This is a genomic window from Paenibacillus sp. FSL F4-0100 (assembly GCF_037993005.1).
In the GTDB taxonomy this organism is placed as follows: Bacteria; Bacillota; Bacilli; order Paenibacillales; family Paenibacillaceae; genus Paenibacillus_AQ.
Map to the genome: position 1 here is coordinate 725,951 of NZ_CP150303.1, position 22,335 is coordinate 748,285.

Below are 22,335 nucleotides of genomic sequence, written 5' to 3' on the forward strand. Positions count from 1 at the left end.
CGCTTGGCTAATCATGGATGTATGTATTCCGCTGGCCTTAATCGGTCAGCGCTTATGCTGTTCTTCCCGCATGATGGCGGAAATTTCGGTTTTTAATGCGATGAAGGACGGATCCATCAGGATGTTTTCCCGGCGCGGGCGGGAGAAAGGGACTTCTACCCGTTTCAAGATGGTTCCGGGCCGGGCTGACAGGATATAGATGCTGTCCGAAAGGAGCAGCGCCTCCTCGATATGATGGGTAATCATCAGCACCGAACGGCGCGTATCCTCCCAGATATCGAGCAGCCAGCGCTGCATATCACTGCGCGTCAGCGCATCCAATGCGCTGAACGGTTCGTCCAGGCACATGACTTCCTGGGGACTCATCAGTGCGCGCAGAAAAGCCGCCCGCTGCTGCATTCCGCCTGAAAGGGTGTGCGGATACGCCTTCTCGAAGCCGGTGAGGCCGGCCCGTTCCATCCAGCTGCTGGCATGTTCCCTGGCAGCAGCTTTCGTGGTGCCTCTCAGCTCCTCGGGAAGGAGCACATTGTCCTCCACCGTACGCCAAGGGAACAGGGCTGGCTGTTGAGGCATATAGGCGATGCGGCCTTTTTCCCCGGTCACGTCCTGACCATCCATGAGGACCGAACCCGTATCCGGAGCGGTTAATCCCCCGATGATATGGAAGAGTGTGCTCTTTCCGCTGCCTGAAGGACCGATCAAGGAGACGAATTCCCCGGGTTGTACCTGAAGCGAAAGGCCATCCAGCACATGCACTTCGCTGCGCCGGTCGCGGAAGGTTTTCCGAAGGCTGCGAACCTCGAGGGCAGGTGCTGATGAGACCGACGCAGTGGACGGGTCAGCCCCGTTCTGGAGCGGCAGGGGTATTTGATGTGTCATATCGATAAATGGCCTCCTTTCATATAAGATTCGAAATGTCTATTCACAGGGGGCTCAACCTTTTCGATTCCAGCGGATGAGCCGTTTCTCCAGCAGGGTGATCAGCAGCACCATCAGCAGGCTGAGCAAGACGATGACCAGGATGGCAACAAATACCCGATCCGTGCGGTAGCCGGATTTTTGCAGCATCATGTAGTAGCCGATTCCCCGGTCCGAGCCGATCCATTCCCCGATAACCGCCCCCATGACCGAATAGGTGGCCGCAATTCGAATCCCGGAGAAGATGGAGGGAAGGGCATGCTGCAGCTCCAGCTTGGTGAAAATTTGCCACGAGGTAGCCCCCGCCATCTGCATATAATTCATCATGGTGCGGTCGGTACGTGCGAGTCCATCCAGGGCCGCAACAGCGACAGGGAAGAAGCAGACCAGCGTAATCACGATAACCTTGGGCAGCATGCCGAAGCCGAACCAAATCATGAGAAGCGGGGCTAGGGCGATTGTCGGCACATTTTGGCTAAGAATAAGAAGCGGATAAAGGGCGGTTTTGAGAAAAGGCACCATGTGCAGTGCCAGCGAGATGATTAGACCGATTGCCGTACCGATTATAAAGCCGATCAGGGTTAATTGCAGGGTGGCCGCTGTATGCTGGAAGAGGCCGGAAGCTCCGGTAACGGCCTCATGCCCGATGGCCGTCGGTGCAGGCAAAATAAAGGGTTCAATGTCGAACACGGATACTGCCGCCTGCCATACCACCAAAAAGAAGAGAACCGCCACAACGGGCGGCCAAACAGAACTCCACCAGCTTCTCATGGACGGTATTTCTCAGTCAGCTTATCCATACTGATGCCGCTTGGATGATGCGCGATTTTGACCTGGGATATGATGCTGGGACTGCCCGCATTAACCAGCGCCTCGTGCATGCGCTCAACGATCCTGAGCAGCTCGGAGAGCTCTCCCTCCATGGTCGTTTCGAGTGCATGAACCTCGTATTTCACGCCTGATTCCTGAATAACCTTGATCGCTTCATCTACATAAGGGATGCTGTCGGTCCCGTTTGGCGTTCTCGGTATTACTTGAACGCTCAAGAGAGTATTCGCCATATAAACTCATCCTTTCGTGCAAGCTGTATTGTAATGGAAGAGAGGCGGCCTGCTGCAAAGGCCGTCTCTCTTCTTTTATATAGAAATAACCTTATGGCTTCTCCGGTAAAAATTCATTGGTAAATGCGCTGTCAGCGTCAAGTTCCTTCTCCAGCAGCTTGCGCTCAAACATCCAGTCTGCGTACCCCGACCATACTTCGGCTTTCTGTTCGCCCCAGCGGGATGCATCATCCTGATAACGGGGGCTCAGCCATTTCTGGCTGGCTAGAACCAGTTCGGCATCCAGGTCGGGAACAGCCTTCGTCAGCAGGGCTGCCGCATCTTCGGGATGTTGAATCGTATAGTCGTATCCTTTTGAAGTCGCCCGCATGAACGCTTTGACAAGCTCAGGGTCTTCCTGGATCTGCTTCTCGTTCGTTACGATCACCGGTGTGTAATAATCAAGCTGCTCAGAGTAGTCCTTCACATAAATCATGTCAAGCGGCTCATTGCGAAGCTCGGCTTCAATACCCGTCCAAGCATAGAAGATCCAGGCAAAATCAATGTCGCGTTTGACGGCCGTAAAATAATCGGCATCGCCCATATTGACCATATTCACCTTGCTGACATCGGCACCATCGATCTCCATGATGGACTTCATAACCGCTTCCTCCACAGGCGAGCCCCAGCCGCCATAGGATTTCCCTTCAAAATCGCCTGCCCTCAAGATGCCTTTATCCTTGGGAGCCGCAAAGCCGGATGTATTATGCTGAATGATCGCTGCGATGGAAACGAGCGGCAATCCTTGGGTTCTGGCCAGCGTTACGCCTTCCTGATAACTGATGCCGAACGGCACGTTTCCGGATGCGACCAGCGTGTCCGTTCCGCCTGCTCCCGGCTGGACGATCTGGACATTAAGCCCTTCTTCCTCATAATACCCAAGCTCCTTCGCTGCATACAGGCCGGTGTGATTCGTATTGGCGGACCAATCGAGCATCAGCTGTACGTCACGGAGCTTCCCGGAAGTCTGACTGTCCTCACCTGCTGCGCCTGTCTTCTTGTTCTCTCCGCTTGTACCGCATCCGGACGCAACCATCAGCAGGACGCAAGCGAGAAGCAGCGGAATCCATCTTCCCTTCTTCATCGTTTCTTCTCTCCTTTAAGTTCTCTTTCTATTACCTCGCAACTCCACAAAAAAACGCCCTGATGATATCAGGACGCATGACGGCGTAAGTGTATACCACGGCAAATAAAAGCTGCCGCAAACATGGGCTTCCTACGCTGGCATTACCCAGATCAGGTGTAAGGGTCAGTATCATATCGGATACACTCTCAGCCGGCCAAATTCCAGCTCCCCCGGTATTTATGAAGTTTCGATCATTACATCCGCTATTATAGTCCTAACACAGCAGACCTGTCTAGTTCGAAGAGGCGCGAACGTGACAGGTCTTTGTTAGAACACTAATGAAATGGGAGAATTAATTGATGCTATGAACCTTTCACAAGATAAAGTATTTGAATACGGCTTCTACGCAGAGATTAGCGCTGGAAGAACTCAATCCATTCTCCTTCGGGACCGTGCACGAAGAAATAGCGGTACCCGTTCGGAAGCGTCACGATTTCCTCGTCCAAGTGAGGAACGTCAAGTCCCTGCACACGGGCATATTCCTCTTCAATGTTATCCGTGCTGACTGCAAAATGATGTACAGTTCCTTCCGAAGGGAGCGTGTCGCTGTATCCCTGAATAAGCTCGACTTCCGTCTCGTTGCTGCCGTTAAATCCTAGGAACGCCAGCTGGATAACGCCATTAGTATGGGTCAGGCGGTCCTTCAGCTCAAGTCCGACTACGGATGTATAGAAGGCGATTGTAGCTTCAAGGTCCCGGACAACAATACCAACATGATCCAATCGTTTCTGTGACATGGTTCAACACCCCTTCCGATTCATATAAGATATGACTGAAATATTATCATATAATTCCTATACGTCAAATAGGTTTTATGTTGTTCGTGCACAGACTAATAAGATGATTTTTCTTTCATTTCCTCATCTTTACTTTTGGGTGGGCAAAAAGTATCATGAGAAATAGATATGTTAATTCAAAAGACCTAACACACTTAAAGTGAACCAGCTTACCTTTTGGCCGAGGAGGAATGCTTATGAGTCCAACTCCAGCAGATCATCTGTGGATTCGACTCGCCATAATATATGCATTCATTCAGATAATGATCGCTCTGTGGATGCCTGATGCTTTATCGCTTCAGCGTGTACTAGTCATTATTTCTCCTGCAGCCGCTTCCGTTTATTTAATGCGGCGGATCCGTCGGCGTTTTGAGGTTCATCTTCGCAGGTTTTGGCTTATTGTGAGTCTCGGATTGATGGGGGAGGCAGTGGCCCGAACCCTCCACGCATGCAATATCTGGTTTGGAAAAGAGAGCGCTTTCCTGTCAGTTCTAACCCATTTGTTCTGGGGGCTCGAACTTATCCTGTTCGCAAGTTCTCTCATTTATTTATTCCGGCATGTTCAGGGTTCGTTTCGGGGGCTGCGGTTTATGCTGGATATCGTGATTGTTGGCATAGCGGTCATGACGGTAGGATGGGAATATTTCATCAAGCCTGAGCTTCAGGGTCTGGCCCATGAGGCAGCATGGGGAAACCTTTGGGTGGACATGCTGTATCCACTGTGCGCAATGGTACTTATTTTTTTTACAATGGTGTTGTATTTTAATACCGGACAGTTAAGGAAATGGGCGGCCATCCTGCTATGTCTTGGCGGAAGTACATTTATTGCCGGAGATGTTCTGTACATCTATCTCGTTGATCTTTTGGATATCGAGGTTCGCTCTTACCTGTATCCACTCTATACGTTATCGGTATTTTTCATTAGTTTCGCAGGCGGACATTCCGCTCCTGATACCCGTAATCCATCTGTTGGCGAGCGGGAGCCTCGTTCAACCGGAAACCTGATCGTAAGGTACCTGCTTCCCTACAGCGTGCTCGGCGGGATGTTTGCCCTTATGGCGCAGCATTTTGGAGGGTGGACTGGACTGTTTACCGGCCTTTCCCTGTGCGTTATCCTGATCTTGTTCAGGCAGATTTTGATCCAGTTCGAGAACGACCGATTGTTGGACCGACTGCATGAAAGTCTGATGCAGAGTGAATCCCTGGCACATCGCGATGATCTTACGGGGCTGTATAATCGTCGTTATTTTAATGCAAGGCTGTCAAGTTCGCTGAAGGAGGCGGACCGCACAGGTTCCCGTGTAGGCTTGCTGTATATGGATATGAACCGTTTCAAACGAGTCAATGACCGATACGGCCACCGTGCTGGCGATTTGTTGATACGAAAGGTTGCAGACCGGCTTCAATCACTCGAATCCAAGGGAGTTTTGGTTTCCCGTTTAGGTGGAGACGAATTCACCGTCATGATCCATCCGGCAGGCGATGATCAGGAGCTGATTTGGATGGCGGAGGAGATCTGGACGATGCTTAGTGAGCCGTACGAGTTGGAAGGGCATGAGGTCCGAACCACGCCGAGTATCGGTATTGCGGTTTATCCAGATCATGCCAGAAATGACCAGGAGCTGATTGGTCGTGCGGATGCAGCGATGTATGCGGCGAAGGAACGGAACGCCCCCTGGCATTTTGATGTAGAGCGGACGATGCTGCTGCAGCTTTTGGATCAAAAGGTGAGTAGATGAATGTATGACCATAGTATCGACAATAGGTTGTTAAAAGCAATATAAGTCGATTTTTGTAGAATTTGGCGCAATCATTGCACGAATCTTGCGCATTTCTCTTAAAATAGGTCATAACTTCGATATAAAATCCATAAAATGCAAAGAAATCATATTCAAAATGCCGATAAGAAGCATAGTGAGAGCTAGCTTGCCAAGGAGGACGAACATGATTTGCGACAATTGCAGCACCTTTGAACCGATTGAGGACCAGGGGACCATTCATATGAAGCCTGCAAGTGGTGAGCTTATTCAGTTGCTGGCAGTGAACGGCTACACGGTACAAGAGAACAATGAGGGTTGTGCTGTGAACTACAAGGTACGTGCGGACCTGATCTCTATGATGAAGTGTCTGCAGCCCCTTCCGCTGAAGATTCGTCAAGAGCTGTCCTTCTGTGTTACCGGTGGAGAAGCTCCGCAAATCCGGCATTCGTGGACCCCTATGCAGAAGTTCGAACTGCAGATGGAGCATTACGATATGGTGAGTATCATTTTACATAAGCAGTTTACGAGCTACATGCAGCCCATCGTGGATACATCCGAGCAGATCGTGGCCTACGAATTTCTCCTTCGTCCGGTAGAGTGGGGAGCCAGATTCCAGCCGTATGAGCTGTTTGAGACAGCCCGTAAAACCGGGTTGCATGCATTTCTGGACCGGGCAGCACGAACCAGTGCCATTGAGACGAGTGCCGAGTGGCTTCCTATCGGCGTGAAGCGATTCGTGAACTTCCTGCCATCCTCCATATATGATGCGGAGATGTGTCTAAGCCACACCTTTAATACCATAGACAGGCTCCATCTGGATCCGAGGGATTTCGTATTTGAGGTCGTGGAAACCGAGAAGATTGATGATGTGAAGCATTTGCAATCGATTTTCGAGGTTTATCGCAGTCATGGAATCTCGGTAGCCATGGATGACGTCGGCGCAGGGTATTCCACATTGGAACAGATGATTAAGCTTAAGCCGGATTATGTGAAAATCGACCGGAGTCTGATCGACCATTGCGATCGTAATCCCGCCCAGCAGAAGCAGCTCAAAATGATCACCAACATGGCTCATGATTTTGGGGCCATGGTGCTGGCTGAAGGCATTGAGAGACGGGAGGAGTTTCATTTTTGCCGAGAAATCGGGATCGAGCTCTCGCAGGGGTATTTGTTTGGGAAGCCATCTGAACGGCCTCCGCGTGACCTCATTCTCAACTAATCTATTCATAGCATACATAATCGGCAATTCCCCCGCCATCTTGATGCGGAGCTTTGGCATCTGGTTGCCGGAGCCTTTGGCTGAGTTCAGACAATACAGATGCTTGGCATGGATGAAGACGGGTCCTTCAAGAAGGAGTAATGATGATGTCTGAAGGAGCCCGCTTTCTGTAAAAACAAGAGCCTTGGAGTGTTCTCCAGGGCTCTTGTTTTTACATAGTTCGGGGTAGCCATTGATTGAACAAGCATGCCTGTTATCTTGCGGCTGTTACCTCTCCAAATCCGCTGATACTGTATTCCTTGCCATTCACGTTCAGGACAGCCGGCGTATCCGTTTCGTTCACGATGATGGTTTCCTTGCCTTTGACGTTGACCTTCAGGCGGGACCCGCGGAACATCACCTTGAAGGAGAAGGAAGACCAGTGGCCTGGAATGAATGGATTCAAATGCAATACGCCGTCCTTCACGCGCAAACCGCCGAAGCCATGCACAACGGACATCCAGGTTCCCGCCATACTGGTTGTATGACAGCCGTCCTCGGTATCGTTGTTGTAGTTATCCAGATCCAGGCGAGCTGTACGGAGGTACATCTCGTACGCCTTCTCCTGGTACCCAAGCTCGCACGCGAGAATGGAGTGTACGCATGGCGAGAGGGAGGACTCATGTACCGTGAACGGTTCATAGAAGTCGAAGTTGCGTTTTTTCGTAGCCAAGTCGTACTGATCGCCAAGGAAGAACAATCCTTGCAGCACGTCAGCCTGCTTAATGTATACCGAACGCAGAATGCGGTCCCAGGACCAGTTCTGATTCAGGGGCAGGTGGGCTGGGTCCAATTGCTTCACCGGAACAAGCTCCTTGTTGAGGAATCCGTCCTGCTGCAGGAATACGCCGAGCTCCTCATCTACCGGGTAGTACATTTTGCTGATGATATCCTGCCATTTGGTTGTCTCGACATCCTGCAGCGCAAGCTTCGCCGTAAGCTCGGCATAGCGGGAATTCTCGTTCTCTTTCAAATATTCGAGCACGTCGAGCGTGTATTCCATCGTCCAGCTGGCAATCCGGTTTGTGTACCAGTTGTTGTTCACGTTGTTCTCATACTCGTTCGGACCGGTAACGCCGAGCATCATATACTGATCCTTCGCCGGCACGTAATTCACGCGCTCTTCCCAGAAACGGGAGATTTCCACGAGCACTTCCAGACCGTATTGGCCGAAGTAAGAGAAGTCGCCGGTATAGTTGACATAGTTGTAGATGGCATAGGCAATCGCCCCGTTACGGTGAATTTCCTCAAAGGTAATCTCCCACTCGTTATGACACTCTTCGCCGTTCATCGTCACCATAGGATAGAGAGCGCCTTTGGCAAAGCCGAGCTTCTTGGCGTTTTCCTTCGCTTTTTCCAGGTGCTTATAACGATAAATCAGCAAGTTGCGCGAGATGCTGGCATCCGCGGTGCTCAAGTAGAACGGCAGGCAATACGCCTCGGTATCCCAGTAGGTGCTGCCGCCGTATTTTTCCCCGGTGAAGCCCTTCGGCCCGATGTTCAGGCGGTCGTCTTCGCCGCTGTAGGTTTGGTTCAACTGAAAAATGTTAAAGCGGATCGCTTGCTGGGCCGCCACATCGCCTTCAATGACGATATCGCTTTCCTTCCATTTGTCGCCCCATGCATCCGCCTGCTCCTTCAGCAGCAACTCAAATCCGGTCCGGGCCGCCGGCTCCAGCACAGCACGTGCAGCATCCACCAATTCGCCGAATCCATGATTGCGGGAAGTAACATTAGCCACATATTTATAGATGGTGATGGCTTCACCTTCAGACACCGGCACGCTTACGCGGTTTCCCGCATATTTCTCTTTCTCCACCAGTTCGGCTTGAAGTTCCAGCTTCTCGCCGTTCTTTAAAATCGCATAAGACATGGCGGAGGTTACATGGAAATCAAGCTTCTTGGTTTTTACAGTCAATGCGGCCGAACCTTGCGCAGCTTCCTTGAATACTTCAAGCCAGAATTTCTCGTCATAGTTGGAGTCCTTGTTCTTCACATCGCCATCGAGATATGGCGTTATCGTAAGCTCTCCAGCGAAATTGAGTGGAGTTACGGTATATCGAATGGCACCAATCTCGTGGCGTACAATGCTGACAAAACGAACAGCTTCAACCTTGAGTTCTTTGCCGTCTTCCATGACAGCGGTGAAACTGCGGGAAAGGAAGCCTTCCTTCATGTTCAGCTCACGCACAAAATCCTTCACCGTGCTCTTAGCCAGATCAAGCGGCGCGCCGTCGATTTCAATGCCGATGCCAATCCAGTTAGTGCTGTTCAGCACTTTGGCGAAATATTCAGGATAACCGTTCTTCCACCAGCCTACACGGGTTTTATCCGGGTAATACACGCCGGCCATATAACTGCCTTGCAGGGAGGAGCCGCTGTAGGATTCCTCGAAGTTGGCGCGCTGGCCCATAAATCCATTCCCGATACTGAAGATACTCTCCGAGATCTCATGCGTGTGAGGATCAAAGCCCTCCTCAATAATTGACCATTCATCAAGCTTTAAATATTGTTTCACAATCATCGGCTCCTTTGTTTTTAGGAAAAATGGTTGCAGATCTATATGGGATGAAACTACCAGATGCAGTAAGCATGTGTATGCATTCGCTTACAACTCCTGTAGACGATCCACTGTGAATCCTTCCAGGGAGGGAAGAACGATGTTGGCCCGCCCTAAGGTTTCAGGGGAACCGATGCCGACGCTGCGCATTCCCGCGCGCGTGGCAGCTTCGATACCGGCTTCAGCATCCTCGAATACGACGCAGGCGTCAGGCCGGGCGCCAAGCTCATGAGCGCCCATCGTAAATACCTCTGGATCTGGTTTCGCTTGGGCAGTCTTCGTTCCATCGATAATGGCGTCGAAGTAAGGTGTGAGGCCGGTATTGTTCAGAATTAGCATGGCGTTTTTGCTGGCGGAGCCCAGCGCAACCTTGATGCCGCGGTCCTTCAGCGCTTGGATAAATTCGAGGGCTCCAGGCAAAATCTCGGATTCATCCATGTTGGAAATATACTCGACATACCAGGCGTTCTTCTTCTCGGCCAGTGCCAGCTTGGCGCCTTCATCCAGCTTCACTCCGCCAACCTCGAGCAGAATATCGAGGGAGGCCATGCGGCTTACTCCCTTCAGGCGTTCATTGTCCTGCTCCGTGAATTCAAAGCCGAGTTCCCCGGCAAGACGCTTCCAGGCAATGTAGTGATACTTGGCGGTATCTACCAGAACGCCGTCAAGATCAAATAAACAAGCGGATATGGATGACATGAACATCCTCCTTAACGAATTAGTGCAAACGTTTGAACCAAGCTGCAAAAATAAAGGAAGCACCACGATGCTTCTTTATTTTGAAATACTTCGTGTATCTTCCGCATTTTGGAAACACATTGTGTATCTTCCGCGATTCGATCCGGACCTTAAGATTTCGGCAGCGAAAACATCGAGGATTCGCGGATCATCAACCGGTGCGGAATGATATAACGGTGCGGCAGTATCGTGTTGTCATCGTTTCGAATGGTCTGGATCAGCGCTTGGGAAGCGGTATAACCCAGGTTATAAATCCCGATGTCCACACTGCTTAGCGGCGGGGTCGATAGTTCGGTCAAAGAGATATTGTTGAAACTGATAATGGATACATCTTCGGGTACCTTATACCCCAGCTCGTGCAGTCCCCGAAGCACGCCGAAAGATACAATATCATCAACAATGACAAGCGCCGTCGGACGTTCAGGCAGGTTCATGAAAAAGGACATGGCGCGATAGCCGCTCTCCTGAAGGAACTCGCCTTCCACAATCCACTCTTTTCTCATCTCCAGACCCGCATCGGCAAGCGCTTTGCCATAGCCTTTCATCCGGTCCTGAGATACGATCAGGTTAGGCGGGCCGCTGACAAAGCCAATCCGTTGATGTCCAAGGGAGATTAGATGCTTGGTTGCATCATAGGCAGCCTGCACATTATCGGTATCGACGGATAACAGATCCGGGTATTTCTCGCTCCGGCCGACAAGCACGAACGGATAGTTGTTGGACTTGAGAAAATCAACCACCTTATCGTCCTGCCTGGAGTATAGCAAAATGGCGCCGTCGACGCGGCGACCGTTAAGCAGCCGGGATACGGCTTCGACCTCTTCCTTCTCGTTGCCGCCCGAACTGAGAACGACGTCGTATCCGGAGCGGTTCGCTTGGGTGACGATACCGCGGATCAGTTCCATGAAGAATAAGTTGAGGAACAATTCCTCCGCAGGTTTCGGCAGAATGACGCATATGCTTTCCGTCGTTTTGGAAACAAGGCTTTTGGCCATAATATTGGGATGATAGCCCATTTCCTCCATGATCTCTTTCACCTTACGCGAGGTTTCGCGGCTGATTCTAGGATGATTGGAAAGCACCCGCGAGACGGTGGAGGGGGATACGCCCGCTCGTTTTGCGACATCTTTAATCGTTACAGACATAATAGGACCTCCAGTGGAACCGTTTGCGTTTTTTTGAAAATAAGAAAGCGACTACTGGAGTTCTCTCTTGCTTCAGAAGAGTAACTTCCGCTAATCGCGGACCGTTCTGCTTTATTTAATTGTGGGTCTGTCAGGCCCTGAGTATACATGATACCTATTGATCTAAAGCCATATTGATCCTGTAAGTTAAACGGTTTCACACTGCTATATTAACGTTAATCGATAGGCTTGTAAATACGTATCCAAGTCAGTCCAGCGCAATTATTTCACAAATGCATCAAAAAAGAAGCAAGGGTTAGAAAACTGGAGAAAGGCCGGTATTATGGCCAGAAAAGTCCGGAAAACAACTTAAAACGGCATTGTGCAAACGATTTAACAAAACAAAGAAGTGAGTTATGATATGGATGGATAAAAATGGGCCGCCATCGGCGGAATAAGATGGAATTCAAGTTGGACCACGAAATGTAACCGTTTTACTGGAAAGCACTAGTGGTTTTGAATACAAACGTTTGCGCTTTCCCGGAATGCTGTAGAGATATGAAGAGATACATTTGAATACATAAATGCAGTAACTGGATGAACTTCTGCTGCTGCAGCGAACAGGAGGTAAATAATGTGATACGTTTTACATGGGGAAAACGCAGAGCTCTGCCTATATGGCTTGTCGCCATTACGCTTACCGGAAGTCTGCTGGCAGGCTGTAGCGGTACAGCGGCTCCACCGCAAGAGGACGCCAAGCCGCCAGCGGCGCCGGAAACGAAAGAGTCGGATCCGAAAGCGCCCGCAACAGTGGAGACAGAGGAGGCGGATGAGCAGCCCTCCGACGTCTATTATGAAATTTTCGTGCGCTCATTCTATGATTCCGATGGGGATGGGATCGGTGATTTACAAGGCGTCATTGAGAAGCTGGATTATCTAAATGACGGAAATCCGGACACTACTGACGATCTTGGCGTGACGGGGATTTGGTTGATGCCGATCAATCCTTCGCCAAGCTATCACGGCTATGACGTGACCGACTATCGTTCCATCCATCCGGAGTACGGGATGCTTGATGACTTCAAGACGCTGCTTGCTGAAGCGGATAAGCGCGGGATCAAAATTATTATGGATTTGGTAGTCAATCACACAAGTACGGAGCATGCCTGGTTTAAGCAGGCTGCGAAAGACAAAGCTTCGGCGACCCGCGATTGGTACATCTGGGCCGAGGATCAAGGGAAGACCCCTTCGGGGGCCAGCGCAGCCGGCAGCGGCTCGCCTTGGCATGAGATGAACGGTGCCCATTACATGGGCACGTTCTGGGGCGGAATGCCCGATCTAAACTTCGATCATCCCATGGTCCGCGAGGAGATGAAGGATATCGGGAAGTTCTGGCTGGAGCTCGGTGTCGATGGATTCCGGATCGATGCAGCCAAACATATTTATGAGGATCTGATGTCCGATAAGGGCGAGGCAACCACGGCCAAGAATACGGCCTGGTGGCAGGAATTCCGCGCCAGCATGAATGAGGTGAACCCGGACGCTTATATCGTAGGTGAGATTTGGGATAATTCCGCAGCGGTCATTGCCCCGTATCTCGATAAAGCGTTTGATTCCGGGTTCAATTTTAGCCTGGGCGAGAGCATCATCGGTGCTGCGATGAACGAGAAGGATAACAACCTGGCCTTCACCCTGGAGCGGACTTATGGTTTGTTCAGCCAGGTATCGTACGGCAAGTTTACGGATGCCGCATTCTTGACGAATCATGACATGAACCGTGTCATGTCGCAGCTGAAGGGCGATGAGAACCACGCCAAGATGGCCGCCGGCATTCTGTTGACCATGCCGGGCAATCCGTTTATCTATTACGGAGAAGAGATCGGGATGAAGGGTGCGAAGCCGGACGAACAAATCCGCGAGCCGATGATCTGGTCCAATACGGGCAGCGATAAGAGACAGACGACCTGGGAGCCGCTTAAGCATAACCGGGGCGATCAGGTACAGGGCGTGGAGCAGCAGACGGGCGACCCGGATTCTCTGTTATCCCGGTACCGCACGTTGATCCGTTGGCGGAATGATATGCCTGCGCTGAACAGCGGTACGATTGAATCCTATGCTTCCGGCAATGGGCAGGTGATGGCTTATATCCGCCGTACCCAGGACAACAAAGCCCTTGTTGTCCATAACCTGTCAGGCGAAGAGCAGACGGTCGATTTGGCGGCAAAGAGCGGGGAATCGCCATTCCAATCCTTGTCGAAAACAACGGATGATAGAGCGACATTAAACGGCAGCAGCTTAACGCTGCCGCCTTATACGACCGTCATATTGGAGTAGGTCGCAGCTTGTCTATTGCAGTGGAACACCCAAAGACCCCGAGCCCCTTGGAAGGAGGTATGCTCGGGGTCTTTTTGACCGTTAGGATGCCCTCCGCATGAGCCTGGAAGGCGTAAATGCCTAGGCTTGAAACTGCCGTAAATATCTGGCTGTTAGGGAATGCGGGTTCTTCAGCAGATCGGCCGGTTTGCCAGAGAACAGGATATTCCCGCCGTCTTGCCCCGCGCCGGGTCCCATGTCAATAATCCAATCGGCCTGGCTGATGATATCCAGATTATGCTCGATCACAATGACCGTGCTGTTCTGACGGACAAGGCGGTTGATGATGGACATTAGCCGCTCGCAATCGGACAGATGGAGCCCGGTCGAGGGTTCGTCCAGTACATAAATTTCACCTTGCTTATCAAGCTCGGCCGCCAGCTTCACCCGCTGCCGTTCCCCTCCCGACAGCGTGCTTAAGGGCTGACCGAGCGTCAAGTAGCCCAGTCCAACATGCTGAATGCGCTGAAGTGCGGCCACGATTCCTTGTTCCGTGAAATAATCCAGCGCTTCGTCGGTGGTCATGGCGAGCACGTCACTGATGTTTTTACCGCGAAGTTGATAGCGCAGAACGTCGTCATGAAAACGGCGGCCCCGGCAGGCTTCGCAAACGGTAACAAGGCTGTCCATAAAAGCCAGATCCATCGTAATCGTGCCGGAGCCGTTGCACACCGGACAAGCCCCCTTGGCATTAAAGCTGAACAGGGATGGGCTTACCTGATTCTCGTCGGCGAACAGCTTGCGGATGGCATCAAAAATGCCGGTAAACGTAGCGATATTGGAGCGGTTGGATGCCTGAATCATGTCCTGATTAATAATGATGGCCTCCGGATAAACGTTTGGCAGCACCTGGTTAATGAGCGTGCTTTTTCCTGACCCGGCAACGCCTGTTACCACTGTCAGCACCCCGGCTGGAATGCTCACAGACACCTGCTTCAGATTGTGAAGGGAGGCGTCCTCAATGTGCAGCCATCCGGCCGGCTCCCGCACTGAGGACTTTAACCGGGCGCGTTGACTCAAATATTTACCTGTCAGTGTGTTTGCGTGGCGCAACCCTTCCGGGTCCCCCTCATACACAATCGTACCGCCAGCGGTGCCAGCTCGCGGCCCCATATCTACAATATGATCCGCAATCCGGATGACGTCCGGATCATGCTCCACGATGATGACCGTGTTTCCCTTATCTCGAAGCTGTCGCAGCAGGCGGTTCATGTTGTGCACATCGTGCGGATGCAGGCCGATGCTGGGCTCGTCAAAAATATACGTTAAATCCGTCAAGCTGCTCCCCAGCTGGCGGACCATTTTGATGCGCTGGGACTCGCCGCCGGACAGGGTCGAGGTTTCCCGGTCCATCGTCAGGTAGCCGATCCCGACCAGAAGCAGCTGCTCCAGCCGAGTTATGCAGGTTTCCACGATGGTTGCTGCCGCCGGATCCTGGATTGTGTGCAAAAAGGCGATCAGCTCATTGACCTGCATCCGTGCACAGTCGGCGATGGATGTGTCATTGATTTTGCAAGCGAGCACCTCCTGATTCAGTCTTCCGCCGTGGCATAACGGGCAGGCGGTCTCGGCCACCACTTGTTCAATAGCTTCCCTGTACGTCCTCGCATCCCGCGAATCCTTGCTTATGAATGTTCGCTCCAATCGGGGAATAATGCCTTCATAATACGAGGTGGGCGGCCATTCCTCCGTCGGGTTCGGCGGTTTAAAGCCGGTTTTGTACAGCAGCGTGTCCCATTCTTCCTCGGTGTAATCCTTCAGCTTCTTATCATTATCAAACAGGCCTGTGGCGACATAACGCTTCCAGCGGAACTCTCCCGGCCGGAATGTCGGGAACCGGATGGGGCCTTCGTTCAGCGATTTCTCCTTATCGATCAAGTTCTCGATCCGAAAGCTGTTCACTTTGCCCAGTCCCTCGCAATGAGGGCACATGCCTTGCGGGTTGTTAAAGGAAAATACGTCCGAATATCCGACGAAGGGCCGACCGATCCGGGAGAATAACAAGCGCAGCAAGGAATGGATATCGGTGATGGTTCCAACGGTTGAACGGGCATTGCCGCCGATTCTTTTCTGATTGACTACGATCGCGACCGACAGGTTCTCAACCGAATCGACCTCAGGCTGCCCGTAATGCGGGAGGCGATGACGGATAAAGCTGGAATACGTCTCATTCAGCTGACGCTGGGATTCCGCGGCAATCGTATCGAAGACCATGGCGGATTTGCCGGAACCGGACACGCCGGTGAATACCGTGATTTGTTTTTTGGGAATGGTCAGGCTCACGTTACGCAGGTTTTTGTTTCGGGCACCGTTTACCTTGATGAACTGTTCCATGTGGTTGCACATCATGAGGGCTCCTTTCTTGTATCGTTTTGACCTGGACACAGCAATAGCATATCTTATAAACATGACAATTCTTGTCTAGTTATTGCGTGTGAGGTGGGTATTATGTCAAAAGCGAAACAGCTTATGGATGTCATCATGTATGCCAATGCCAAAAGGAGTTTTACCGCTCAGGAAGTGGCCGATGAATTCGGCGTTTCCGTTCGCACGGCGCACCGATATCTTACCGAAATCAGCGATATGGGCGTTCCCTTATATACGGAGCAAGGTCGGCACGGGGGATACCGTACATTGAAAAGTCGCGTTCTTCCGCCGATCTTATTCGATGAAGATGAAGTGTTTGCTATATTTTTTGCCTTTCAAGCCTTGAAGCGTTATACCTCGTTACCGTTTGAGCTGAATATCGACTCCGCCTCCCGCAAGCTGCTGGCCGGATTTCCGGAGGATACCAAAATGATGATCAGCCGTCTGGAATCGGTGCTGACGTTCTGGAGTCCAAGCAGAACCGCAGGGTCCCCTTATCTAAAAGATGTCATTGAAGCCGCTCTTCATCAGCGGGCTGTACGGATCAGCTATCGTTCCAAATCGGGCACGAGCGACCGGGAAGTGCTGCCGATCGGCGTTTATGCCCAGGATGGTTTATGGTATATGCCCGCGGTGGAGCACCAGAAGGAGGGTGTGCGTGTGTTCCGCATGGATCGGATGGAATTCTTAGCCCTAACCGATCACACCTATGAGGTGGACTTTAGCATGCAAGAATGGCTCGAGGACTATCCCATTCGGGAGCCGGTTCGATTATATGCCGAGCTGACAAGAGAAGGGGCGAGACAGTGCGAGAGCATTGCGTGGCTGGAGAACGAGGTGGTCATGCAAGATGAGCATCAGGGCATTGTGGACACCATCGTAGATCGCAATGATTTTGAATATGTCGCTCAGGTCTTCCTGCGTTTGGGTATGGAGGCGAAAGTCATTGAACCTCAGGAGATCGTGGATATGCTGAGGGAGAAGGCAAGGCAGCTGAGCCTGCATTACGGAGTGGCGGATACATAGGTGCCAGGGTCACCTAAGGGCCGTAAGATCAAGTGGCGTGAAATGTTTGGAGTGAGATTCAGAGAAGGTTGATGAAGGATCAAGGTAGGTTAGCGAATCAGATGCCTGCACGCTTGGTATCCCATGATACAATGACAAATGATGGATCAATATATACATAAATAGATACGGGAGTTTTTTTCCCTAAAAGATATGAATATTGGCACGAGAAAGGAAGATGGATCATGAGCGCATGCATTCTATATATCGAGGACGACCGGGAGATCGGCGGGTGGGTCAGTGAATTTCTCAGGGATAAGGGCTATGAGGTGCGGTGGCTGCTGACTGGAGAGAAGGCCGTAGAGGAAGCGGCTCCGTGTGCGGTCGTTGTTCTGGATGTCATGCTCCCGGGGCTTGACGGTTTTACAATAGGGCAGCGCCTCAAAAAAGCCTATCCTGGACTGCCTATCCTGATGCTGTCGGCCCGCACCTCTATTGACGATAAGCTGCAAGGACTTGAGTTTGCCGATGATTACTTAACGAAGCCTTTTCACCCGGACGAGCTGGCTGCCCGTCTGGAGGTGCTTCTGCGCCGGTCTGTCGTGAAATCAGCGGAGCCCATGAGAGTAAAGCACTTATCCGTATATGAAGCCGAGAATCGGATCGTGAACGAAGATACCGGCGAGGAGACGCTGCTGACCGGCAAGCAGTATCAAATCTTTATGTACCTGCTCCAGCACCAGGGGCGTGTCATGACCAAGGAGCAAATTTACGAATCGGTTTGGGGAGAGTCTTATATTGAGGGGGACAAGACGCTCATGGTCCATATCCGGTATCTGCGCGAGAAGCTGGAACGGGATCCCGCCACTCCGGAGATTATTGAGACGGTTCGCGGGCTTGGTTATCGGGTGAGAGCATGAGATGGAGAAGGAAGCAGGGCAGGTTCCGCAATTCGTTAACCAACCGCTATCTGCTGCTAATCTCAATGGCGATGATCTTCATGCCGATCATGTTTCCGTTAGCGTCGATTTTTTACTGGTTCGTGAATGATACGTTCTCGAATCGGCCGCCGGCCCCTGTCGGAAAGTATACCAGCGGTGCCGTGTTAGAGAAAATGTGGCATGCGGAAGCAGCCGGATTAAGCGGAGCCTCACCGAAGATTATTGAGCAGAAGCTGAATTCGATACGGCAGGAGTATCCGGAAATCTCCATGTTCTGGGTGGACGGCAGCAATGAGACCAGGCTGCAGCTGCCTGTACAGTCTAACATTCCCGAGGTATGGAGCGCGCTTTATACCGTGCAGTTTATGAAAAACTCCCTGGATAGCGACCCGTTCACATCCGTCGCTTTTATCGGGGGAGAGGGATCGGGAGAAGGCTTTATGGTCATGCAGCTGCCGAGAAAATATATCAGCGTCCAGCAGCCCATTGCCAGTGAAACGGCGCTGTACGGCCTGTTCATGGCCTTGATGTCCGGACTGTTCATTCTGGTCTCCTGGCTGTTCTTTGTGCGCATCCGCAAGCGGCTGCTGCGACTTCGCTTTGCCATGACGTCTCCTCATACGGTGACAGGCATTCCGCAGCCGGTTACCTTAACCAAGCATGACGAGATTGGGCAGCTGGAGGCGGGCTATAACGATATGGTCATCCAATTAGAGGAAGGTCAGCGCCGCCAGCGCGAGGAAGAGGAGCTGCGCAAGTCGCTGATTGCCAATCTATCTCATGATCTGAGAACCCCCTTGACGGTGATTCGAAGCCATATTTTCTCCATGGAGCGGGAGCCGCTGAGCGAGAAGGGGAAGGCATCGTTGTCCCTCATCGAATCGAAAATTGCGGATTTAGGCGGGCTGATCGACAACCTGTTGTCCTACAACCTGCTCACCAGCGGCAGAGTGCAGCTGAACATGGAGCTGACCGACGTTCTGCGAATCGTCAAGGAAAGCGCAGCGGCCTGGTACCCCGTATGGGAGAAGGCGGGGATCGAACCCGATATCCAGGTGCGTGACGAACCGCTGAGTTGGAACGTGGACGTGCTGTGGTTCCGAAGGCTTCTTGATAATCTGTTCCAAAATGTCGTCCGCCATGCCAAATCCGGGAAGTACATCGGAATACACACCGAGGAGAGAGAAGGGCTAAGGGGCGTGCTTGTCATTTCGGATCACGGACCGGGAATCGAAAGCGACTCCGGCAACAGAGGAACAGGCATCGGCCTGGCCATCGTGGATCACCTGACAAGGGAAATGAGACTTGGATGCCAAGTGGAAAGCTCGGATGAGGGAACGAGGATCCGCATCTGGAAGCGGTGAGGCAACAAGGGTTGGGCTATCAAGCATCATATCTGGGATGGTTGAGGTCTAGATCGAATATATAAAAAGAGGAACCGGCATTTATAACGGTTCCTCTTTTTTGCTGTCTATAACAGAGACGGGGCACCCTCCCTGTAGGGCGTCCTCATACAATTGTTTTGCTCGAGTTTCACGAGCTCGTTAGGTGAACTGGGTTCATAAGAAAGGCAAGCTACAGTTGCTAGACTGCCTCTTGAACTCATGCAGATACACCAGCGGAGGGGACGGAATCGTTGCTGGAGAAGCGAAGCGTTCGCCTTTAAAACCGGGAAACCACCGCTGGGCAAATTCCAGTTTCCCGGTTTTAACAGCGATCGGAAGAACGATCCGGCCACGCAGCGCCTTAGCTGCACGAACTCACTCTTAGCTTCATGATCTGTAGAACTTCTCCAATGAAACAGACGTTTAAAAGAGACTTCGATAGCCGCATAGCTTTTTTAAAGAAAATTTAAACTTGAGGTCGACCGGCATTTAACCTTGGACATGTAGGATTTATACCTGAGGTGATGAACGTGACGGAACTCGTCATTCAAACAAAAGGCTTATATAAAATATACAAAAAGCGCGCAGCCGTTGTGGATTTGAATCTGGAGATCGCACGCGGTGACATTTATGGCTTCCTCGGACCGAACGGTGCCGGGAAAACAACGACCATCCGCATGCTGCTCGGACTCATTCAACCAACGCGTGGCGCGATTCATTTGTTCGGCAAGGATTTGAAAAGCGAAAAAATGGACATTTTGCGCCGGACCGGATCGCTCGTGGAATACCCATCCTATTACGGCCATTTAACAGCCGTAGAGAATCTGGAAGCCATTCGCCGGATTACCGGCGGATCGAAGTCCCGCATCTCGGAAGTGCTGGAAATCGTCTCCTTGACGAAGGAAGCCAAGCGCCCGGTCAAAGGATACTCCCTTGGGATGAAGCAGCGGCTTGGCATTGCAGCCGCCTTGCTGAACAATCCGGAGCTGCTCATTCTGGACGAGCCGACCAACGGTCTGGATCCATCCGGGATTCATGAAATCCGGGAGCTGATCAAGAATATGCCGCGCCAATACGGAATAACCGTGCTGGTATCCAGTCACCTGCTGGGTGAGGTTGAGCAGATGGCCGATAAAGTCGGCATCATCCGTGAGGGGCGCATGGTGTTCCAGGATACGATCAGCAACCTGGTATCCACGGCGTCCAGCGGCTTCCGTCTATCGGTGTCCGAGCCGGAGTTAGCGCTCGGGTTGGCGCTGGACCTGGGCTGCGAAGGAGTCCTGCGGAACCAGATGCTGGAGCTGGAAAGCATGCAGGACGCGAAGATCGCACTGCTCGTGAAGCGGCTCGTGGAGAATCAGCATGCGGTGTACCGGGTGGAAGAGCAGCGGAGGTCGCTCGAGGATATCTTCATGCAGATCGTAGGGGAGGGAAGCCGGGTATGATGTTCCGTGCGCTTTCCGCCGATTGGCTGAAAATCCGGGGCAAAGGCATTTGGTTTCTCGCTGCGCTCGGTCCCATCGGGCTGGCAGCGATGCAAGGGCTGAACTTCGGACTTCGCTATGATTACCTGATGAAATCCTACGCGGCCGATCCATGGGGCGGGCTGCTGGAGAACGTACTGTTTTTCGTGCCGATTGCCCTCTTTCTTGGGATCACGCTGGTCTGCTCGCTGATGGCCAACGTGGAGCATCAGCTGAGCTCGTGGAAACAGCTGCTCGCATTGCCTATTTCCAGAACGGCAGTATTCAGTGCCAAGTTCGTTCAGGCCTTCCTAATTCTATGCGTATCCTGTCTCCTTCTGTCGATTAGTACTGCCGTGCTCGGCATCATACTGGGGATGGGCGCAGATCAAATGCCGTATCTAGATCTGCTGCGCATCGGTTTTGTGCAATTAATTGCTGCGCTTCCCATGCTGGCCTTTCAGCTGTGGCTCTCATTGACGCTCAAGAACCAGGGGATCGCTGTCGGAATAGGTGTTACCGCCTCCGTTGTATCGATGTTTGCCCTGCAATTCCCCGATTGGATGCCGCTAAAGTGGCCGCTTCTGGCTTATTTGGGGCCGGGGGAAGTCAAGGTCATCGGAGCAGGTTTGCTGCTGGGCGCGGTGATAACGTGCCTTGGCCTGATTCATTTTAACCGAAAGGATGTGGACTAAGATGGCATCCTGTATAAGAGCGGTGTCCGCAGAGTGGCTTAAGCTGTCAAAATCCAAATTGTGGCCGCAGATTTTCCTGTGTGCGATCCTGGTCATGCTGGTGGGCATATTAAATGGAAAGCCTGAGGAGCTGGCGCCATGGGAGCATTTAATCAGCATTATGATCATCCTGCATGCGATGCTGCTGCTTCCGATTCTGACGGGGATTTTTAGTGCCATGGTGTGCCGGTATGAGCATACGGGCGGGGGGTGGAAGCAGCTGCTCGTCCTGCCGGTTTCACGCGGAGCCGTCTATTTTGCGAAATTCTCGGTGGTGGCCATGCTGCTTGCCGTGGTGCAGTTACTGTTCATGGGAGCCGTCCTGGGAGCCGGTTTGATCCATAAGGTGGAAACTCCGATTCCGTGGGAAATGCTGCTGCGCTGCGTGCTGGGCGGATGGGTTGCCTGTTTGCCGCTGGCCGCGCTGCAGCTTGGAGTCTCCACAGCCTGGAGCAGCTTTGCCGCTCCGCTGGCATTGAATGTGGTTTTTACCATACCGAACATGCTGGTGGCCAACTCGCAGACATATGCCCCTTACTATCCGTGGACACAGCCGTTTCTTGCGATGATGCCGGCGGGTCAAGCCGATTTCGGTGCATTCAACCTGCCGTTCGAGAGCCTCATGACCGTCGTGGTTGGCGGGTTTCTACTGTTCTTTCTCGCGGGCTTCATCTATTTTCAGCGGAAAGAAGTGTAATCCAGAACGA

General features: G+C 51.9%; 18 protein-coding genes and 1 riboswitch. Of the genes, 9 read left to right on the top strand and 9 right to left on the bottom strand.

The features are described from left to right. Positions 1-45: 45 nt before the first annotated feature. The 5 genes from MHH48_RS03195 to MHH48_RS03215 form a co-directional block, all read right to left on the bottom strand. Positions 46-879 (bottom strand): ABC transporter ATP-binding protein, encoded by an 834-nt coding sequence (locus MHH48_RS03195; protein WP_076322301.1) that lies wholly within the window; start codon positions 877-879, stop codon positions 46-48. A 54-nt stretch (positions 880-933) separates the two neighbouring features. After that, a complete protein-coding gene (locus tag MHH48_RS03200; protein ID WP_076322300.1) occupies positions 934-1,689 on the bottom strand; it encodes an ABC transporter permease in 756 nt (251 codons plus the stop codon). Continuing rightward, positions 1,686-1,979: an MTH1187 family thiamine-binding protein gene (locus MHH48_RS03205; RefSeq protein WP_076322299.1), complete on the bottom strand. Its 294-nt coding sequence runs from the start codon at positions 1,977-1,979 to the stop codon at positions 1,686-1,688. Before MHH48_RS03205 ends, MHH48_RS03200 begins: the two co-directional genes overlap by 4 nt. Positions 1,980-2,070: 91 nt before the next feature. Continuing rightward, positions 2,071-3,102, bottom strand: a complete 1,032-nt coding sequence (locus MHH48_RS03210; RefSeq protein WP_076322298.1) for an ABC transporter substrate-binding protein — start codon at positions 3,100-3,102, stop codon at positions 2,071-2,073. 112 nt (positions 3,103-3,214) lie between these two features. Next, a riboswitch (TPP riboswitch) is annotated at positions 3,215-3,326 on the bottom strand. A 171-nt stretch (positions 3,327-3,497) separates the two neighbouring features. Beyond that, positions 3,498-3,881, bottom strand: a complete 384-nt coding sequence (locus tag MHH48_RS03215; RefSeq protein WP_076322297.1) for a VOC family protein — start codon at positions 3,879-3,881, stop codon at positions 3,498-3,500. A gap of 236 nt (positions 3,882-4,117) precedes the next feature. Here MHH48_RS03215 and MHH48_RS03220 point away from each other — a divergent pair, with 236 nt between their 5' ends. Then, the gene (locus MHH48_RS03220) at positions 4,118-5,659 is read left to right on the top strand and encodes a GGDEF domain-containing protein (protein WP_076322296.1); all 1,542 of its coding nucleotides are present in this window, start codon (positions 4,118-4,120) and stop codon (positions 5,657-5,659) included. A gap of 205 nt (positions 5,660-5,864) precedes the next feature. After that, positions 5,865-6,899, top strand: coding sequence for an EAL domain-containing protein (locus MHH48_RS03225; protein WP_076322295.1), 1,035 nt, complete (start codon positions 5,865-5,867; stop codon positions 6,897-6,899). 253 nt (positions 6,900-7,152) lie between these two features. Here the strand turns inward: MHH48_RS03225 and MHH48_RS03230 are convergent, their stop codons facing one another. The 3 genes from MHH48_RS03230 to MHH48_RS03240 all read right to left on the bottom strand — a co-directional run bounded on the left by MHH48_RS03230 (position 7,153) and on the right by MHH48_RS03240 (position 11,381). Further along, positions 7,153-9,456, bottom strand: a complete 2,304-nt coding sequence (locus MHH48_RS03230; RefSeq protein WP_076322676.1) for a glycoside hydrolase family 65 protein — start codon at positions 9,454-9,456, stop codon at positions 7,153-7,155. Positions 9,457-9,546: 90 nt separating this feature from the next. Continuing rightward, positions 9,547-10,197, bottom strand: coding sequence for a beta-phosphoglucomutase (gene pgmB / locus MHH48_RS03235; protein WP_076322294.1), 651 nt, complete (start codon positions 10,195-10,197; stop codon positions 9,547-9,549). A gap of 149 nt (positions 10,198-10,346) precedes the next feature. Then, entirely contained in the window at positions 10,347-11,381 is a 1,035-nt protein-coding gene (locus MHH48_RS03240) for a LacI family DNA-binding transcriptional regulator (RefSeq protein WP_076322293.1), read from the bottom strand. Positions 11,382-11,996: 615 nt separating this feature from the next. Here MHH48_RS03240 and MHH48_RS03245 point away from each other — a divergent pair. Next, entirely contained in the window at positions 11,997-13,694 is a 1,698-nt protein-coding gene (locus MHH48_RS03245; RefSeq protein ID WP_076322292.1) for an alpha-amylase family glycosyl hydrolase, read from the top strand. A 120-nt stretch (positions 13,695-13,814) separates the two neighbouring features. Here the strand turns inward: MHH48_RS03245 and MHH48_RS03250 are convergent, their stop codons facing one another. After that, positions 13,815-16,082: an excinuclease ABC subunit UvrA gene (locus tag MHH48_RS03250; RefSeq protein WP_076322291.1), complete on the bottom strand. Its 2,268-nt coding sequence runs from the start codon at positions 16,080-16,082 to the stop codon at positions 13,815-13,817. 99 nt (positions 16,083-16,181) lie between these two features. Between MHH48_RS03250 and MHH48_RS03255 the strand changes: the two genes are divergently transcribed. From MHH48_RS03255 to MHH48_RS03280, 6 genes are all read left to right on the top strand, one after another. Next, positions 16,182-17,126, top strand: coding sequence for a YafY family protein (locus MHH48_RS03255; RefSeq protein WP_076322290.1), 945 nt, complete (start codon positions 16,182-16,184; stop codon positions 17,124-17,126). A gap of 224 nt (positions 17,127-17,350) precedes the next feature. Continuing rightward, complete coding sequence (locus tag MHH48_RS03260; RefSeq protein WP_076322289.1) at positions 17,351-18,025, top strand: response regulator transcription factor; 675 nt, start codon at positions 17,351-17,353, stop codon at positions 18,023-18,025. Next, positions 18,022-19,410, top strand: a complete 1,389-nt coding sequence (locus tag MHH48_RS03265; RefSeq protein ID WP_076322288.1) for a HAMP domain-containing sensor histidine kinase — start codon at positions 18,022-18,024, stop codon at positions 19,408-19,410. Before MHH48_RS03260 ends, MHH48_RS03265 begins: the two co-directional genes overlap by 4 nt. 551 nt (positions 19,411-19,961) lie before the next feature. Continuing rightward, positions 19,962-20,876, top strand: coding sequence for an ABC transporter ATP-binding protein (locus MHH48_RS03270; RefSeq protein WP_076322675.1), 915 nt, complete (start codon positions 19,962-19,964; stop codon positions 20,874-20,876). Then, on the top strand, positions 20,873-21,589 hold the full coding sequence (locus MHH48_RS03275) for an ABC transporter permease (RefSeq protein WP_076322287.1): 717 nt from the start codon (positions 20,873-20,875) through the stop codon (positions 21,587-21,589). Before MHH48_RS03270 ends, MHH48_RS03275 begins: the two co-directional genes overlap by 4 nt. Before the next feature lies 1 nt (position 21,590). Next, positions 21,591-22,325: an ABC transporter permease gene (locus MHH48_RS03280; RefSeq protein WP_076322286.1), complete on the top strand. Its 735-nt coding sequence runs from the start codon at positions 21,591-21,593 to the stop codon at positions 22,323-22,325. The last annotated feature ends 10 nt before the right edge of the window (positions 22,326-22,335 follow it).

Coding starts and splice junctions, on each gene's coding strand:
- MHH48_RS03195 (WP_076322301.1), bottom strand. CDS start 879: ATGACACATCAAATACCCCTGCCGCTCCAGAACGGGGCTGACCCGTCC.
- MHH48_RS03200 (WP_076322300.1), bottom strand. CDS start 1,689: ATGAGAAGCTGGTGGAGTTCTGTTTGGCCGCCCGTTGTGGCGGTTCTC.
- MHH48_RS03205 (WP_076322299.1), bottom strand. CDS start 1,979: ATGGCGAATACTCTCTTGAGCGTTCAAGTAATACCGAGAACGCCAAAC.
- MHH48_RS03210 (WP_076322298.1), bottom strand. CDS start 3,102: ATGAAGAAGGGAAGATGGATTCCGCTGCTTCTCGCTTGCGTCCTGCTG.
- MHH48_RS03215 (WP_076322297.1), bottom strand. CDS start 3,881: ATGTCACAGAAACGATTGGATCATGTTGGTATTGTTGTCCGGGACCTT.
- MHH48_RS03220 (WP_076322296.1), top strand. CDS start 4,118: ATGAGTCCAACTCCAGCAGATCATCTGTGGATTCGACTCGCCATAATA.
- MHH48_RS03225 (WP_076322295.1), top strand. CDS start 5,865: ATGATTTGCGACAATTGCAGCACCTTTGAACCGATTGAGGACCAGGGG.
- pgmB (WP_076322294.1), bottom strand. CDS start 10,197: ATGTCATCCATATCCGCTTGTTTATTTGATCTTGACGGCGTTCTGGTA.
- MHH48_RS03240 (WP_076322293.1), bottom strand. CDS start 11,381: ATGTCTGTAACGATTAAAGATGTCGCAAAACGAGCGGGCGTATCCCCC.
- MHH48_RS03250 (WP_076322291.1), bottom strand. CDS start 16,082: ATGATGTGCAACCACATGGAACAGTTCATCAAGGTAAACGGTGCCCGA.
- MHH48_RS03255 (WP_076322290.1), top strand. CDS start 16,182: ATGTCAAAAGCGAAACAGCTTATGGATGTCATCATGTATGCCAATGCC.
- MHH48_RS03260 (WP_076322289.1), top strand. CDS start 17,351: ATGAGCGCATGCATTCTATATATCGAGGACGACCGGGAGATCGGCGGG.
- MHH48_RS03265 (WP_076322288.1), top strand. CDS start 18,022: ATGAGATGGAGAAGGAAGCAGGGCAGGTTCCGCAATTCGTTAACCAAC.
- MHH48_RS03275 (WP_076322287.1), top strand. CDS start 20,873: ATGATGTTCCGTGCGCTTTCCGCCGATTGGCTGAAAATCCGGGGCAAA.
- MHH48_RS03280 (WP_076322286.1), top strand. CDS start 21,591: ATGGCATCCTGTATAAGAGCGGTGTCCGCAGAGTGGCTTAAGCTGTCA.